Origin of the sequence: Serratia ficaria, assembly GCF_900187015.1 — a bacterium.
GTDB classification, from domain to species: domain Bacteria; phylum Pseudomonadota; class Gammaproteobacteria; order Enterobacterales; family Enterobacteriaceae; genus Serratia; species Serratia ficaria.
The window spans coordinates 4873752-4889394 of record NZ_LT906479.1 but is presented as its reverse complement, the minus strand read 5'-3'; the positions used below and the strand labels follow the sequence as shown (position 1 = coordinate 4889394).

General features: G+C 60.1%; 15 protein-coding genes. 5 read left to right on the top strand and 10 right to left on the bottom strand.

Features of this window, described 5'->3' with window-relative positions; all coding sequences use genetic code 11:
* Positions 1-60: 60 nt before the first annotated feature.
* The 3 genes from feoA to greB form a co-directional block, all read right to left on the bottom strand.
* Complete coding sequence (gene feoA / locus CKW09_RS22945; RefSeq protein ID WP_061798985.1) at positions 61-285, bottom strand: ferrous iron transporter A; 225 nt, start codon at positions 283-285, stop codon at positions 61-63.
* A gap of 608 nt (positions 286-893) precedes the next feature.
* Positions 894-3224, bottom strand: a complete 2331-nt coding sequence (locus CKW09_RS22940; protein ID WP_095099683.1) for a Tex family protein — start codon at positions 3222-3224, stop codon at positions 894-896.
* Positions 3225-3326: 102 nt separating this feature from the next.
* Complete coding sequence (greB, locus tag CKW09_RS22935; protein WP_061798982.1) at positions 3327-3800, bottom strand: transcription elongation factor GreB; 474 nt, start codon at positions 3798-3800, stop codon at positions 3327-3329.
* 230 nt (positions 3801-4030) lie between these two features.
* Between greB and cbpA the strand changes: the two genes are divergently transcribed.
* From cbpA to envZ, 4 genes are all read left to right on the top strand, one after another.
* Entirely contained in the window at positions 4031-4981 is a 951-nt protein-coding gene (gene cbpA / locus CKW09_RS22930; protein ID WP_095099678.1) for a curved DNA-binding protein, read from the top strand.
* A 2-nt stretch (positions 4982-4983) separates the two neighbouring features.
* Positions 4984-5298, top strand: coding sequence for a chaperone modulator CbpM (locus CKW09_RS22925; RefSeq protein ID WP_061798977.1), 315 nt, complete (start codon positions 4984-4986; stop codon positions 5296-5298).
* Between the two features lie 310 nt (positions 5299-5608).
* Positions 5609-6328, top strand: coding sequence for an osmolarity response regulator transcription factor OmpR (gene ompR / locus CKW09_RS22920; RefSeq protein WP_004709363.1), 720 nt, complete (start codon positions 5609-5611; stop codon positions 6326-6328).
* The gene (envZ, locus tag CKW09_RS22915; RefSeq protein ID WP_061798975.1) at positions 6325-7695 is read left to right on the top strand and encodes a two-component system sensor histidine kinase EnvZ; all 1371 of its coding nucleotides are present in this window, start codon (positions 6325-6327) and stop codon (positions 7693-7695) included. Before ompR ends, envZ begins: the two co-directional genes overlap by 4 nt.
* A 22-nt stretch (positions 7696-7717) precedes the next feature.
* Here envZ and CKW09_RS22910 read toward each other — a convergent pair whose 3' ends face one another.
* The 7 genes from CKW09_RS22910 to CKW09_RS22880 all read right to left on the bottom strand — a co-directional run bounded on the left by CKW09_RS22910 (position 7718) and on the right by CKW09_RS22880 (position 14605).
* Positions 7718-8197: a type II toxin-antitoxin system VapC family toxin gene (locus CKW09_RS22910; RefSeq protein ID WP_095099675.1), complete on the bottom strand. Its 480-nt coding sequence runs from the start codon at positions 8195-8197 to the stop codon at positions 7718-7720.
* The gene (locus CKW09_RS22905) at positions 8194-8457 is read right to left on the bottom strand and encodes a FitA-like ribbon-helix-helix domain-containing protein (protein ID WP_061798971.1); all 264 of its coding nucleotides are present in this window, start codon (positions 8455-8457) and stop codon (positions 8194-8196) included. Before CKW09_RS22905 ends, CKW09_RS22910 begins: the two co-directional genes overlap by 4 nt.
* A 125-nt stretch (positions 8458-8582) precedes the next feature.
* Positions 8583-10202, bottom strand: a complete 1620-nt coding sequence (gene pckA, locus CKW09_RS22900) for a phosphoenolpyruvate carboxykinase (ATP) (protein ID WP_095099672.1) — start codon at positions 10200-10202, stop codon at positions 8583-8585.
* A 186-nt stretch (positions 10203-10388) separates the two neighbouring features.
* Positions 10389-11267, bottom strand: coding sequence for an Hsp33 family molecular chaperone HslO (gene hslO, locus CKW09_RS22895; RefSeq protein ID WP_061798966.1), 879 nt, complete (start codon positions 11265-11267; stop codon positions 10389-10391).
* 25 nt (positions 11268-11292) lie between these two features.
* Positions 11293-11700 carry a ribosome-associated heat shock protein Hsp15 gene (gene hslR / locus CKW09_RS22890; RefSeq protein ID WP_061798964.1) on the bottom strand — a complete coding sequence of 136 codons (408 nt, stop codon included), beginning with the start codon at positions 11698-11700 and terminating at the stop codon, positions 11293-11295.
* Complete coding sequence (gene yrfG, locus CKW09_RS22885) at positions 11697-12377, bottom strand: GMP/IMP nucleotidase (RefSeq protein WP_095099668.1); 681 nt, start codon at positions 12375-12377, stop codon at positions 11697-11699. The genes hslR and yrfG overlap by 4 nt, the downstream gene beginning before the upstream one ends.
* Positions 12378-12472: 95 nt before the next feature.
* Complete coding sequence (locus tag CKW09_RS22880; protein WP_061798959.1) at positions 12473-14605, bottom strand: intracellular growth attenuator family protein; 2133 nt, start codon at positions 14603-14605, stop codon at positions 12473-12475.
* Between the two features lie 457 nt (positions 14606-15062).
* Here CKW09_RS22880 and nudE point away from each other — a divergent pair, with 457 nt between their 5' ends.
* Complete coding sequence (gene nudE / locus CKW09_RS22875; protein ID WP_095099664.1) at positions 15063-15617, top strand: ADP compounds hydrolase NudE; 555 nt, start codon at positions 15063-15065, stop codon at positions 15615-15617.
* The last annotated feature ends 26 nt before the right edge of the window (positions 15618-15643 follow it).

Genomic DNA, 15643 nt, shown 5'->3' with positions numbered 1-15643 from the left:
ACGTGATAGTAGTCAATGGAAACAGCGCCGACGCAGCGGTGCGCCGGCAAAGGGTCGGGCTCAGGCCTGGCCGTCGAGCAGCAGCAGGGCCAGATCTTTCCGGCGCAGCACCAGGCTGACGCGGCGAGTTTTTATTTCTATCGGGTCGCCGAGCGGGGCGACGCGCACCACCTCGAATGAGGAGCCGGGCAGCATGCCGAGCGATAACAGTTTCTGGCGATAGGCCGGGCCAATTTCGCTGGAGAAGCCGGCAATCTTATAAGCGTGTTTAGGCAGAAGATGCATATTGTTAACCTTCCGGGAGCCGATGAGAGTCGGGCTGATGATTATTGAGCGTGGCCGGTGAGCGCGCTGGGCCCGCGGCGTCATTCATCTATTAAGGTTATGCGGTAAATAAAGAAGGCAATAGTAGTGAGAATCATTATCGCATTCAATATAAAAAGTAAGGGTATTGGTAACCAATTATTATGACAATCACATGTGGGCGTGGCGTTGTCTTGTTGAGCACCGTTTTACCACCGGCGCTGGCGCGCTACAAATGAGAATGGCGAGTTAAATCAGTTACGTGATTGTAATTAATTTTTCCCATTTGAAAACGCCGGCGACAGTTTCATCGCTTTTTTATCAGCGCCAAGGGCAATTCAATAACATTCCACTCTTTGAATGCGAGCGGTAACCATTTGTGTTTCGCCCATAAATCACCAGATGAAAATGGCGTGTTAATGGCGGTGTTAATAAGTGGCTGGCGCGAAGTGTTTATCGGTTGGCAACAGGAGAGGTTTATCGCCCCGAGCGCGGTAATAAAAAAATGCCGGTTTATTGAGATGGGTCAAAAAAAGCCGCCGGATAATTATCCGGCAAGGGCGGAGCAGGCTCCGCCCTGAATAACCCGGTTAGCGTTTTTTACCGAACGCCGCCGCCAGAGCGTCGCCCATGGCGCTGTTGCCGGCCGGCGCGCTGGCGCGCGGCTTGGCCTTGTTGGCCGGCGACCGGTTGGCGTTATCGCGCGCCGGCGCCGATGCGTTGCCGCCGCGGCGCGGCGAGCCTTCGCCCGGCTGCTCATCCAGACGCATGCTCAGCGCGATGCGCTTACGCTGCAGGTCGACTTCCATCACCTTCACTTTGACGATGTCGCCGGCTTTCACCACGCTGTGCGGATCTTCGACAAACTTGTCCGCCAGCGAAGAAATGTGCACCAGGCCGTCCTGATGCACGCCGATATCCACAAAGGCGCCGAAGTTGGTGACGTTGGTGACCGACCCCTCCAGGATCATCCCCGGCTGCAGATCGTTAAGCGTTTCAACGCCTTCGGCAAAGGTGGCGGTCTTGAATTCCGGGCGCGGATCGCGGCCCGGTTTCTCCAGCTCTTTCAGGATGTCGGTGACCGTCGGCATACCGAACTTTTCGTCGATAAAATCGCTGGCCTTCAGGCTGCGCACCGCCGCCGAATTGCCCATTAAATCCTGCAGCGCCTGCTGGGTGGCGGCCAGAATGCGTTCCACCACCGGATAGGTTTCCGGGTGAACGGTGGAGGCGTCCAGCGGGTTGTCGCCGTGGTTGATGCGCAGGAAGCCGGCGCACTGTTCGAAGGCTTTCGGCCCCAGGCGGCTGACTTTCAGCAGCTGCTCGCGGTTGCTGAAGCGGCCGTTTTCATCGCGCCAGTTGACGATGTTCTGCGCCATCATGCGCGTCAGGCCGGCCACGCGGGTCAGCAGCGGCACCGAGGCGGTATTCAGATCGACGCCGACGGCGTTCACGCAGTCTTCCACCACCGAATCCAGCTTCTTGGCCAGCTGGCTTTGGCTGACGTCGTGCTGATATTGGCCGACGCCGATGGATTTCGGCTCGATCTTCACCAGCTCAGCCAGCGGATCCTGCAGGCGGCGGGCGATGGATACCGCGCCGCGCAGCGAGACGTCGAGATTGGGGAATTCCAGCGCCGCCAGTTCGGAGGCGGAATACACCGAGGCGCCCGCTTCGCTGACGATCACTTTCTGCGCCTTGACCTCGCTGAACTGTTTTTGCAGATCGAGGTAGAAACGCTCGGTCTCGCGTGAGGCGGTGCCGTTGCCGATGGCGACCAGCTCTACCTGATGTTTGATGCACAGCGCCGCGACGATGGCGGCGGCTTTGGCCGCCTGGCCGGTATGCGGGTAGACGGTGTCGGTAGCCACCAGCTTGCCGGTGGCGTCCACCACGGCGACCTTCACCCCGGTGCGCAGGCCCGGGTCCAGGCCCATGGTGGCGCGCATGCCGGCCGGCGCGGCCATCAGCAGATCCTGCATGTTGCGGGCGAAGACGTTGATCGCTTCGTCTTCCGCGCGCTCGCGCACCGTGCCCATCAGCTCGGTTTCCAGGTGCAGCAGCACCTTGATGCGCCAGGTCCAGTTGACCACCGCTTTGCGCCAGGCGTCGGCCGGGGCGTTGTTCAGGCGCAGGTCGAGGTGGTTGATGATGATCTGTTCCGCCTGGCTTTCGCGCGGCGCTTCTTCAAACTGCGGATCGGCATTCAGCGCCAGCTGCAGTACGCCCTCGTTGCGGCCGCGGAACATCGCCAGCGCGCGGTGCGAAGGCACCTGGGCGATAGGTTCGTGATGATCGAAATAGTCGCGGAATTTGGCGCCTTCCTGTTCTTTGCCTTCCACCACCTTGGACACCAGATGGGCGTTTTTCCACAGGTAGTTGCGCACCTTGGCCAGCAGGGCGGCGTCTTCGGCAAAGCGTTCCATCAGGATATAGCGCGCGCCGTCGAGGGCGGCTTTCACGTCCGCCACGCCGTTATCGGCGTTAACGTAGCTTTCGGCCAGCAGCTCCGGCTGCTGCTGAGGATCCTGCCACAGGGTATCCGCCAACGGCTCCAGGCCGGCTTCGATGGCAGCCTGCCCGCGGGTGCGGCGCTTCGGTTTGTACGGCAGGTAAAGATCTTCGAGCTCGGTTTTGCTCAGCGTGGCGTTGATCGCCCCCGCCAGCGGCTCGGTCAGCTTGCCCTGTTCGTCGATCGATTTCAGGATGGTCTGACGGCGGTCTTCGAGTTCACGCAGATAGCCCAGGCGGGTTTCCAGCTGGCGCAGTTGGGTGTCGTCCAGGCCCCCGGTGACTTCCTTACGATAGCGTGCAATAAAGGGCACGGTATTACCTTCATCCAGCAGACGGATGGCGGAGTCAACTTGCTCCGGCCGGGCCTGCAGTTCTGTTGCGATAATGCGGCTCAGTGGGTCATTCATAAGTCTGGTATCTGTGTTGGGAACGGTGAATAAACAGGGGACAGTTATACGGATTGCGCGCGGAAAATGCCAGTGGAGCGGCCGTTCGGAAAAAACCGAATCTTACTTCGGGTATTCGATCGCGTTGACGTACCACAGCGCCTCGCCCAGCGGGGTGTTGACGGTGGCGGTGTCGCCCACCTGTTTTTTCAGCAGGGCCCGGGCCATCGGCGCATCGATGGAGATGTAGTCCCGCCGGCCAAAAATCTCGTCATAGCCGACGATGCGGAAACGTTTGATATCGCCGTCGTCGTTTTCCACCTCGACCCAGGCGCCGAAGAACACCTTGCCTTCCTGCTGGGGGGAGTAGTCGACGATCTTCAACTGCTCCAGACATTTGGTCAGATAGCGCACGCGGCGGTCGATCTCGCGCAGCCGCTTCTTGTTGTACTGGTAGTCGGCGTTTTCGCTTCTGTCGCCCAGGCTGGCGGCCCAGGTCACTTTCTTGGTCACCTCGGGGCGCTCTTCGCGCCAGAGGTAATCCAGCTCCTGCTTGAGCTTGTCGTACCCTTCGCGGGTTATCAGTTGAGTTCTCATCGTGGCTTATCTTTATTGGGTCACCGGCACAGTGTACGTGAATGGAGAAGGCTTTAAAAATGGCGCGCGGGCCTGCGCCTTGCCGCACGGTTTTTATTCAGTTTGCGCAGCTTTTAACGATCGGGAGTATGCTTAGCGATAGCGGAAAAGGAATGTGACGAAAGGAGGATATCTGGCGAGAGAGACAAGAAATTTTGGCGCACAACCCATCAAATTGAAGGTATTACCGCATGGAATTTAAAGATTATTACGCGACGATGGGCGTCGAACCCACCGCCGATCTGAAAACCATCAAAACCGCCTACCGTCGGCTGGCGCGCAAGTACCACCCCGACGTGAGCACCGAAGACGATGCCGAGAGCAAGTTCAAGCAGCTTGCCGAAGCGTACGAGGTGCTGAAAGACGAGGAGCGCCGCGCCGAGTACGATCAGATCCGGCTGCATCGCAACGATCCGAACTTTGGCCGCCAGGCGCACGGCGATCGCGGCGGCTATCAGCAAAGCGCCGCTTGGCAGGGCGACGGCGGGCAGGACTTCTCCGACTTCTTCGAGAGCATGTTCGGCGGCCGCTCCGCGGCGGGGCATCGCGCCTCTTCGCACGGCGGGCATGGCTTCCGCGGCCAGGACCTCGAGATGGAAGTGCCGGTGTTCCTCGAAGAGACGCTGCATGGCCAAAGCCGCGAGATCTCCTATCAACTGCCGGTTTACGACGAACTGGGCCGCCAGGTCAGCGAAGCGGGCAAGACGCTGAATGTGAAAATCCCGGCGGGCGTGGTCGATGGCGAACGCATTCGCCTCAAGGGCCAGGGCGTCGCCGGCGTCGGCGGCGGCCGGAACGGCGATCTGTATCTGATTATCCGCATCGCGCCGCATCCGCTGTTTGAGGTCGACGGCCATAATCTGCATATCGTGGTGCCGCTGGCGCCGTGGGAAGCGGCGTTGGGCGCCAGCATCGAAGTGCCGACGCTGAGCGGCAAGATTGCGCTGACCATTCCTCCCGGCAGCCAGAGCGGCAAGCGGTTGCGGGCCAAGGGCAAGGGGCTGGTCGGCAAGAAAGAGACGGGCGATTTGTACGCCATTCTCAAGGTGGTGATGCCGCCGAAGCCGGACGAAAAAACCAGCGCCCTGTGGCGCGAGCTGGCGGGCCAGGCCGCATTCAATCCGCGGACGGAATGGGAGTGAACATGATGAACAAAGAGATCACTTTTACCCTGGTGGAGCTGTGCCAGCGGGTGGACCTGTCGCAGGACGAACTGATCGAGATAGTCGAGCTGGGCGTGATTGTGCCATTGCAGCCGGAACAGCCGAGCTGGGAATTTGACTACCCGGCGCTGAGCCACCTGCGACGCGCGCGCCGGCTGCGCGCCGAGCTGGACCTGGATTGGCCGGGGATCGCCATGGCGCTGACGCTGCTCGATCGGGTCGATGACCTGCAGAAAGAGAACCGGCAGCTGCGCCGCCAACTCGAGCGTTTTCTGCAGACGCCTGAGGCCCGGTAATCCTTCCCCGAGCGCCACCGCGCAAAATTGCCTGCCGGTGGCGTTTTTATTTATTGCGGCTGGGGTACACTGCGCAACCGGCCGCGAAGGGCGAATTGGCGAGAATTGGGCGGTTATCCCACATTTGGCCGATAAACGGCGGAATTTTGACGAACCCGCGTCGACATTTGCTCAAAATTGTTGATAAATGGGCAAAAGAATAAGCTTTGTAACAATTTCGTCTAGAATATATACCATTAAACGCTGTCCGAATTGACAGGGTTTTTTAACAATATTCGAGTCAGGCAATAAAGCCTTTGGGAGTAAGACAATGCAAGAGAATCATAAGATTCTGGTCGTCGATGACGATATGCGCCTGCGCGCGCTTTTAGAGCGTTATTTAACCGAACAGGGCTTTCAGGTTCGCAGCGTCGCCAACGCTGAGCAAATGGATCGCTTGCTGACCCGTGAATCCTTCCACCTGATGGTGCTGGACCTGATGCTGCCGGGCGAAGACGGCCTGTCGATCTGCCGCCGTCTGCGCAGCCAGAGCAACCCTATGCCGATCATTATGGTGACGGCCAAAGGCGAAGAAGTTGACCGTATCGTCGGCCTGGAAATCGGCGCCGACGACTACATCCCAAAACCGTTCAACCCGCGTGAACTGCTGGCCCGCATCCGCGCGGTGCTGCGCCGGCAGGCCAACGAGCTGCCGGGCGCCCCTTCGCAGGAAGAGGCGGTGATTGCCTTCGGCAAATTCAAACTGAACCTCGGCACCCGCGAAATGTTCCGTGAAGACGAACCGATGCCGTTGACCAGCGGTGAGTTTGCGGTGCTGAAAGCGCTGGTCAGCCACCCGCGCGAGCCGCTGTCCCGCGATAAGCTGATGAACCTGGCGCGCGGCCGCGAATACAGCGCGATGGAGCGCTCCATCGACGTGCAGATTTCCCGCCTGCGCCGCATGGTTGAAGAAGATCCCGCGCATCCGCGCTACATCCAGACCGTCTGGGGTCTCGGCTACGTCTTCGTCCCGGACGGCAGCAAGGCATGAGGCGATTGCGCTTTTCACCGCGTAGCTCGTTTGCCCGAACCCTGTTGTTGATCGTCACCCTGCTGTTTGTCAGCCTGGTGACGACCTATCTGGTGGTGCTGAACTTCGCCATCCTGCCCAGCCTGCAGCAGTTCAACAAGGTATTGGCTTACGAAGTGCGTATGCTGATGACCGACCGGCTGCAGCTGGAGGATGGCACGCTGCTGGAGGTGCCGCCGGCGTTCCGCCGCGAAATCTACCGCGAGTTGGGGATATCCCTTTACACCAACTCAGCGGCGGAGGAGAGCGGCCTGCGCTGGGCGCAGCATTATCAGTTCCTCAGCCAGCAGATGGCGCAGCAGCTCGGCGGGCCGACCGACGTGCGGGTGGAAGTGAACAAGAACTCCCCGGTGGTGTGGCTGAAAACCTGGCTGCAGCCCGATATCTGGGTGCGCGTGCCGCTGACCGAAATCCATCAGGGCGATTTCTCGCCGCTGTTCCGCTATACCCTGGCGATTATGCTGCTGGCGATAGGCGGCGCCTGGCTGTTTATCCGCATTCAAAACCGGCCGCTGGTGGAGCTGGAGCATGCCGCCCTGCAGGTGGGCAAGGGCATTATTCCGCCGCCGCTGCGCGAATACGGCGCCTCCGAGGTGCGTTCGGTCACCCGGGCGTTCAACCAGATGGCGTCGGGCGTCAAGCAGTTGGCCGATGACCGCACGCTGTTGATGGCCGGGGTCAGCCACGATCTGCGCACCCCGCTGACGCGCATCCGCCTGGCGACCGAAATGATGAGCGCCGAAGACGGCTATCTGGCCGAGTCGATCAATAAAGATATTGAAGAGTGCAACGCCATCATCGAGCAGTTTATCGACTATTTGCGCACCGGCCAGGAAATGCCGACCGAAATCAGCGACCTCAACGCCATTCTCGGCGAAGTGGTGGCGGCCGAAAGCGGCTATGAGCGAGTGATTGAAACCGCCATGTCGCCGGGCGAGCTGATGATGAACGTGCACCCGCTGTCGATCAAGCGCGCGGCGGTGAACATGGTGGTCAATGCGGCGCGCTACGGCAATGGCTGGATCAAGGTCAGCAGCGGGCGCGAACTGCAGCGCGGTTGGTTCCAGGTTGAAGACGACGGCCCGGGCATCAAGCCGGAAGAGCTGAAACACCTGCTGCAGCCCTTCGTGCGCGGCGACAGCGCGCGCAGCACCAGCGGCACCGGGCTGGGCCTGGCGATCGTGCAGCGTATTATCGACGCGCACGACGGCGCGCTGGACATCGGCACCAGCGAACGCGGCGGGTTGCTGATCCGCGCCTATATCCCGTTGCCGATGGAGAAAAAAGAGTCGACCAACGGGCAGCCGCCGCTGAAGGACAACGCGTAATCTTGCCGTATCGGGGCCGCGGTCAGGACTTCCTGCTCATCACGTAGTATTCCGCCGCATCCTCATGCAGCCGACGGCCGGCCGGCGCCTGCCAGGGATCGATTAACTCGATGCCGCAGTGGAGAAAGTTTTTGCTGTTGCGGGTGGCCAGGGCGGCGCCGTAGTGCAGGCAGGTGGCGGCGATTTGGGCATCCGGTACGCTCATCAGCTTGCCCTGCAGCCGGTTTCTTGCCGTCAACTCCGCGTATTGCATCGCGCACAGCCCGTCAAACGGCAGAGTTTGCCCTTCGAACTTCAGCTGGATGGCGTCCGCCAATTTGAGCTTCAGATCCCGCTGACGCTTGCCGTCAGGCATGCAGGCGGCGCCGTTGAACAGCTCGGCAATGACAATGGCGCTCAGGTAGAGCTCGTCATTGTCCTTTTCGTTTAACCAGTTTATGACGTTGTAGTGCGGGCTGGGGCGCAGCGTTTCTGACATGACGTTGGTGTCGAGAATAATCATGCGTTGTCATCTTCATCATCAAAGCTGACTATGCGAGGCGGCACGGCGTCTCGCGGCGGAATGTCCAGCTCGACGCCGCCAAATTCGGCGAAGTGCTGATGCATCCAGGTACCCAACCCGTAGCGCGGCGGCTTTTTCACCAGCGCCTGTTTCAGGATCGTGCGCGCTTCCTCTTCCATCGAATGGCCATTTTTCGCTGCCGAAATGCGCAGCAGCTCTTTTATCTCATCGTCCAGATTCCTGACGGTTATAGTAGCCATTGAAACCTCCTTTGCTAGCAATGATTGCATTGCTTTATTTTCTCGCTTTGCTGATTGCAAAGCAATCAGTGAAAATAAAAAAGGCGCGGGATCCGCGCCTTGGCTGAAGGGGTAACGCTAGCGAATCACAGCTTCGGGCCGGCGCTGACCAGCGCGGCGCCCGCAGGGGTATCGGTGTATTTGTCGAAGTTGGTGATGAAGCGCTCGGCCAGATCCTGCGCTTTTTCCTGCCACAGCTCGGCGCTGGCGTAGGTGGCGCGCGGGTCGAGAATATCCGGGTTTACGCCCGGCAGGGCGGTCGGCATCGCCAAATCGAAAATCGGCAGGGTGACGGTTTCCGCTTTATCGATTTCACCGCTCAGGATGGCGTCGATGATGCCGCGGGTATCCTTGATCGAGATGCGCTTGCCGGTGCCGTTCCAGCCGGTGTTCACCAGGTAAGCCTGGGCGCCGGCGGCCTGCATGCGTTTCACCAGCACTTCGGCGTACTGCGTCGGGTGCAGCGACAGGAAGGCGGCGCCGAAGCAGGCGGAGAAGGTTGGCGTCGGTTCGGTTACGCCGCGTTCGGTGCCGGCCAGCTTGGCGGTGAAGCCGGACAGGAAGTGGTACTGGGTCTGATTGGCGGTCAGGCGCGACACCGGCGGCAGCACGCCGAAGGCGTCGGCGGTCAGGAAGATCACCTTGGTGGCGTGACCCGCCTTGGAAACCGGCTTGACGATATTCTGGATGTGGTAGATCGGGTAGGAAACCCGGGTGTTCTCGGTTTTCGAACCGTCGTTGAAATCGATGCTGCCGTCGGCCAAGACGGTGACGTTTTCCAGCAGCGCATCGCGTTTGATGGCGTGATAGATATCCGGTTCGGCTTCTTCAGACAGCTTGATGGTCTTGGCGTAGCAGCCGCCTTCGAAGTTGAACACGCCGTCGTCGTCCCAGCCGTGTTCGTCGTCGCCGATCAGCTGGCGTTTCGGATCGGTGGACAGGGTGGTCTTGCCGGTGCCGGACAGGCCGAAGAACACCGCCACGTCGCCTTTCTCGCCGACGTTGGCCGAGCAGTGCATCGAGGCGATGCCCTGCAGCGGCAGCAGGTAGTTCATGATGGAGAACATGCCCTTTTTCATCTCGCCGCCGTACCAGGTGCCGCCGATCAGCTGCATGCGCTCGCTCAGGTTGAAGGCGACGAAGTTTTCCGAGTTCAGGCCCTGCTGCTGCCAGTTCGGGTTGGTGCATTTGGCGCCGTTCATCACCACGAAGTCCGGTTCGAAGTCCTGCAGCTCTTCGTCGCTTGGGCGGATGAACATGTTTTTCACGAAGTGCGCCTGCCAGGCCACCTCGGTGATGAAGCGCACCTTCAGGCGGGAGTCGGCGTTGGCGCCGCAGAAGGTATCCACGACGAACAGGCGCTTGCCGGAGAGCTGCTCGGTGACCAGGTGTTTCAGATCGGCCCACACTTCCGGGCTGAGGGGTTTGTTGTCGTTTTTGCCTTTGCCCTGATCGGCCCACCACAGGGTGTTGCGGGTGACGTCGTCGCGGACGATGTATTTATCTTTCGGAGAACGGCCGGTAAAGATGCCGGTATCGACGGAGACTGCACCCAGCTTGGTGACGACCCCACGCTCAAAACCTTCCAGAGATGGGTCTGTTTCTTCCTTAAACAGCAGTTCATAGCTCGGGTTGTGAACGATTTCGCTTACGTCGTGAATGCCGTAGGCGGCCAGATCCTGAGGGGTTATACCTTTAACGCGCATGTTACTACTCCTTGGTCACAGAATTTCTGGCGGCAATTGTAGGGATTCAGTGGGGCGTAACCGCGATGGGTATCAAATATTTAACGTTTTAAGCGGTATTTCGTTACGATCTGAGAGATAGCACACGGAAAAAAGCAAACGTGCAAACGGCGGACGCAGGGCGCGTCCGCCAATAGAGGGTGCTACTTAGTGCAACTGGTCGCTTTCGCCGGTGTTACCGGTGTACAGCGCGGCGACGTCCATCGGGTCAAAGACATAGTGATTGCCGCAGTAGTCGCAGTGCATGTCGATATTGCCGTCCTGCTCCAGCATTTCCGCCACTTCTTCGGCCGGCAGCGTCAGCAGCGCATCGGCGCAGCGCTGGCGCGAACAGGTGCAGCGGAACAGCACGTCCTGCGGTTCGTACAGGGTGACTTCTTCCTGATGGTACAGGCGATACAGCACCTCGTTGGCCGGCAGGCCGAACAGCTCTTCGCTCTTCACCGTGTTGGTCAGTTGCACCAGATGGTCGAAATCGTCGGCGTTGCCGTCCTGCGCCGGCAGAACCTGCAGCAGCATGCCGGCCGCGGCCGCTTTGCCCTCCGCTTCGCCGGTGCGGATGAACAGGCGGGTCGGCAGCTGTTCCGACTGACGGAAGTAGGCTTCCAGGCAGGCGGCCAGGGTTTCCCCTTCCAGGCCGACCACGCCCTGATAGCGTTCGCCTTCCGCCGGCGCAATGGTGATGACCATCACGCCGTTGCCGATCATCTGGTGCAGGGTGCTGTCGTCGGCGATGGGCGCCTGGACGCGCGCCACGCCGCGCATTTCCTGGCGGTTGTTGCCGTTGACCACCGCCAGCTTCAGCGGGCCGTCGCCCTGCAGCTGCACGGTGATGTCGCCTTCGAACTTCAGGGTCGCGGTCAGCAGGCTGGTGGCCACCAGCAGTTCGCCCAGCAGCTTTTGCACCGGCGCCGGGTAGTCGTGGTTGTTCAGTACCTGCTGATAGGTTTCGCTGACGGTAACCAGCTCACCGCGCACCGCGTAGTTTTCGAACAGGTAACGGTGCAATTGGTCATGGTTGGACATAATTTTCTCTCTTTACGGCGAGGGGTTATTCCGACTCGCCAAATTTAAATTTTATCAGGTCGCGCCGCTCTTTCTTATCCGGACGGCGGTCCGGATGCGGCATGGTCAGCGCATTCATCTTGCGCGCCAGCGCCAGCCTTTCGCGGTTGGCGATGCTGGCCTCGGTTTCCTGGTACAGCTGCTGCGCCTCGCCGGCGCCGCGCCGCTGGCTGGTGAGCGCCAGCACCTTCACCGTGCGCTCTTCGTTGCCCTGGCGCAGTTTGATCTCGGCGTTGAGCTCGACGAGTTTGCTCGGCTTGCCGCGCTGTCCGTTGTAGTGCACCTTGCCGCCGTCAATCATCTCCCGCGCCAGCGCGCGGGTCTTGTAAAAACGCGCCGCCCACAGCCACTTGTCCAGCCGGACTGCATCGTCGCGCGCTTCTTTCTCTTTCATGCTGCCCCCCTGGCCAGCGCCGGTATCAACAGGCGGTAATCGCGCATCGACGGATGGTGCCGGAAGGTTTTCTCCGCCGTGCTGGAGTCCGGATTCTGCACGCCCAGGCAATAACGAATGCCGAAGGTGCGGGCGGCGTCGAGGATCGGCTCGCCGTCGTCGACAAACAGCGTGCGCTGCGGATCAAAGCCGGTGCGTTGCTGTACCGCCTGCCACAGGCGCTGATCTTCTTTCGGATAACCAAATGTGTGGGTGGAAAGCAATAAATCAAGGTGCCGATCCAAACCGGTGTGCTCAATTTTTACCGCCAGGCTGTGCGGATGGGCGTTGGTCAGCAAAATGGTCTGCAGGCCGGCGTCGCGCAGCGCCTGTAAAAACGGCTCGGTATCCTCACGCAGCCGTGCGCGGCTGCCCACTTCGCTGGTCATGCGGTAAATATCCAGATCCAGCCGCTCGCTCCAGTAATCGAAGCAGTACCAGTTCATGGTGTGCTGCACCGCCAGATATTCCTGCTGAATGATATCACGCGCGTGTTCGAACGGGATGGCGCGCCTTTCGCTCAGCGCCTGCGGCACCAGACGGAGCCAGAAATGGCTGTCGAACTCCAGGTCCAGCAGGGTGCCGTCCATATCCAGCAGGACGGTATCAATTTGCTGCCAGTCAAACTCGGGAACCATAAAAACTCCATGGGCGGACCGGCGGCGGTCCGCAGATGAGAATAATAGCGTTAGCGTAGCACAAGCGGGGGGCGGGCCGGAGGGCGAAGCGCGGCTCAGGCCATCGGCCGCAGCGACATGGTATCGAGCTGCGGGTTGAAGCAGCTTTCGTAATAGCGCTGGATATCGGCGATGCGATGCCGGTTGATGCGCCGGCGCTGCACCAGCCGCCAGACGTTGTAACCGAGGCTGACGACCACCGCCAGCAGCAGCAGGCTGGTGCCGAGATAGCGCCACAGGGTGATCATGTCCGGCTCGCTGTGCAGCGCCACGTGGCGGGTGCCGTTGGCGTCGACGCTGATGCCGGTGATCACGCCCTGCGCCTGGAACGGGGTGTGCAGCAGCATGCTGGCAAGGCGCTGCAGCTCGTTCCACTGGTCGAGCGCGTTGTATTCATTCAACGGCACCGACGGCTGCGGATGGCTCACCAACTGCCGGCCCTCGTCGCTGCTGATCAGGAAACCGCCGGGCGGCGGGCTGTTGAGCGCCGCTGCGGCCTGACGGGTTTCGTTGTAAACGAATGAAGAGGCGGCGACCTTGGTCAGGCTTTCCAGCGATTCGGCGCTTACCGGGCGCAGCAACACGTTCACCCCCTGCAGCGCACCGGATTTGGCGCGCTTCACCAGGCTACCCCAGTTTTTGGCGTTGCCCAGATTCACCAGGGCATTTTTCAGCCGTACGCAGTCGTTGTCTTTCTGGCACAGATCCTGGGTTTTCAGCACGATATCCGCGAAGTCATCCAGCAGTATCATGCCGGATTTTTCAATCGCGCTGGCCAACTGCGGGTTGATTTTCTGATCCGCGCCGTCCGGGTGCAGCTGGGTGTTTACCGTCGCCAGCAGCGCGGTGGCCTTGTCGATGACCTCAGACTCCGGCTGCGGCAGCGGGGTGGCGTTGTTCCAGTAGATGCCCGAGCAATCGAACGGCATAAAGCCGGAAGCGCCGCCGCCGCCGGCCTGCGGCGGCACGTAGCACATGCCGTTGCCGCGCACGTTCAGCGTATCGCCGATGCGCAGCGGCATGGCTTCCAGCGCCTGCACGCTGGTCACTTCCACCTTTTGCGCGCCTTGCAGCCACGCCACGCTCAGCGTTAACGGCAGGCTGAGCGGGATGTAGGTCAGCAGCAACAGCAGCACCAGCGTCGAACTGGCCGCCAGCACCGCATTGCGCCCCCATTGCTGCAGCGGGAAGTTTTTCACCTCATCGTGCAGCGAGAGGAAACGTCCCTGCCGCACCACCTGGCGGTTCAGATAGATGTCCACATCGGTGGACTTGCCCAGGTCCCGAGTCAGGTAGGGCTGCCAGTGCGGCGGGTAGATCAGGTCGATGATGCCGAGCGAAATATTGCTGATTTGCCCCTGGTTGGATTCGCCGAACAGCCCCCAGCGTTTTGGCGTGCCGCGCAGGCAATGCACCTCTTTCAGCTCGCGAGCCGCCGGCCGGCGGAACAGGCTCCAGCTGCCCCAGGCGATCATCAGCACCGCGACGAAGATCATCCAGGGAATGACCAGCACCGGGCTGATCAGGCTGAAGAACAGCAGCAGCAGGGCGGTGGAGATGATGGCGGCTTCACGGATGCCGTTGGGGCGCGTCAAAGCGTGTTCTTCCGGCGTTTCCTTGCGGATGTTCACCAGCTCGACGTGCTCGCTTTCCTCTTTGCGAATGGAGGCGTTTTTGGTTGGCGCCGCCGTCACCACCGGCGGCTGCGGCCGATCGTGGATGTGATCTTTCAGCGAATGTCCGTTGAGGGAGATAACCAGCGGCAGCGTCTGGGTTCTGATCACTTCCACATGGTTGTCGGCCGTGATGTACTGCTCCCAAAACGGCGGCAGATGCACCTCTTCGGCGTCGAGATAATAACGCCATTTGTTGGGTTCATCGCTGGCCAGCCCGTAACGGGTGATGGCGTGGGTAACGGGATAGACGTTGTCGCTTTGCGGGGTCAGCGCCAGCTTGGCCGAAGGCAGCGCAGGGTTGCCGGGCAACAGCTTGTTGCCGAGTTTATTCTGCTGTTTGAGGTAGTACTCGACGGCCGCGCGCTCTTCAGCGGTCAACTTGCGGTGGGTGGGTTTAATAAACGGCAGCGTGCGCGCCAGCAATGGCTGGCTGCGGGCTTTGAACCAGAGATACAGGCCGGCGGCAATCAGGCAGGCAAGCACTAAGGCCAATATCAACACTATTGTGCTCATGCTATCCCCATCATATAACCGTGAATCTCGCCAACCCGATGAAAAACTGCATATTATACGGAGTAACCCGCCAGGAGGCACCCAGAACTCGTGAGGGAAGAACAGATACTCGCTCTGGATCTCATTCTTTCGCAACGCCACGCGATTTTATCACCAGCCCTTGCCTGCGCGATAGTAGCAACCGGCATCGGATGTCGATATCGGCATTATCCTATTTTATTCGGCTCTGTTTGCTGAATTGGTACGGAAAATCGGCGGGCGCTGGCTACGCTTGTTAAAAAAAAGTAAATTACTGCTTGTGCTCGTTGCGGCTAAGGTTCTCATTAACGCACAATGTGATCAAGATCGAATTTGGTCAGCGTTTGAGCGCCGACGCGCTGCGCCAATCATTATTCCGGCTATCCCTCTCCGTGCCTGATATTGCCGCCGGCCGACGGGTAACCCATTTGAGGCAATCATGGATAAACACCTGCAAAAACCTAAAATTCTGAAAGTGGAAACGGTCGCGCGTTCGCGTTTATTTAACGTAGAGTCGGTCGATCTGGAATTCAGTAACGGTGTACGGCGGGTGTATGAGCGCATGCGGCCTTCGGAGCGGGAAGCGGTGATGATCGTGCCGGTGATTGGCGACGACCTGCTGTTGATCCGCGAGTACGCGGTCGGCACCGAATCCTATGAGCTGGGCTTTCCCAAAGGGTTGATCGATCCCGGCGAAGGGGTGCTGGAAGCGGCCAACCGCGAGCTGATGGAAGAAGTGGGATACGGCGCCAAACGCTTTGATTTCCTCAGCAAGCTGACCATGGCGCCGTCGTATTTTTCCAGCAAGATGAATATTGTGCTGGCGCACGATCTCTATCCGCAGAGCCTGGAAGGGGATGAGCCGGAGCCGCTGCCGCAGGTGCGCTGGCCGATTGCCGACATGATGGCGCTGCTGGCGGAGCCGGATTTCCGCGAGGCGCGCAACGTGAGCGCGCTGTTCCTCACCGAGGCGTTTTTACGCGGCTCGCGCTGAGCGGCAGCGCTTGCCGAATAAAAAAA

Coding starts and splice junctions, on each gene's coding strand:
- nudE (WP_095099664.1), top strand. CDS start 15,063: ATGGATAAACACCTGCAAAAACCTAAAATTCTGAAAGTGGAAACGGTC.
- feoA (WP_061798985.1), bottom strand. CDS start 285: ATGCATCTTCTGCCTAAACACGCTTATAAGATTGCCGGCTTCTCCAGC.
- envZ (WP_061798975.1), top strand. CDS start 6,325: ATGAGGCGATTGCGCTTTTCACCGCGTAGCTCGTTTGCCCGAACCCTG.
- CKW09_RS22880 (WP_061798959.1), bottom strand. CDS start 14,605: ATGAGCACAATAGTGTTGATATTGGCCTTAGTGCTTGCCTGCCTGATT.
- yrfG (WP_095099668.1), bottom strand. CDS start 12,377: ATGGTTCCCGAGTTTGACTGGCAGCAAATTGATACCGTCCTGCTGGAT.
- CKW09_RS22925 (WP_061798977.1), top strand. CDS start 4,984: ATGATGAACAAAGAGATCACTTTTACCCTGGTGGAGCTGTGCCAGCGG.
- CKW09_RS22940 (WP_095099683.1), bottom strand. CDS start 3,224: ATGAATGACCCACTGAGCCGCATTATCGCAACAGAACTGCAGGCCCGG.
- greB (WP_061798982.1), bottom strand. CDS start 3,800: ATGAGAACTCAACTGATAACCCGCGAAGGGTACGACAAGCTCAAGCAG.
- ompR (WP_004709363.1), top strand. CDS start 5,609: ATGCAAGAGAATCATAAGATTCTGGTCGTCGATGACGATATGCGCCTG.
- hslO (WP_061798966.1), bottom strand. CDS start 11,267: ATGTCCAACCATGACCAATTGCACCGTTACCTGTTCGAAAACTACGCG.
- hslR (WP_061798964.1), bottom strand. CDS start 11,700: ATGAAAGAGAAAGAAGCGCGCGACGATGCAGTCCGGCTGGACAAGTGG.
- CKW09_RS22905 (WP_061798971.1), bottom strand. CDS start 8,457: ATGGCTACTATAACCGTCAGGAATCTGGACGATGAGATAAAAGAGCTG.
- pckA (WP_095099672.1), bottom strand. CDS start 10,202: ATGCGCGTTAAAGGTATAACCCCTCAGGATCTGGCCGCCTACGGCATT.
- CKW09_RS22910 (WP_095099675.1), bottom strand. CDS start 8,197: ATGATTATTCTCGACACCAACGTCATGTCAGAAACGCTGCGCCCCAGC.
- cbpA (WP_095099678.1), top strand. CDS start 4,031: ATGGAATTTAAAGATTATTACGCGACGATGGGCGTCGAACCCACCGCC.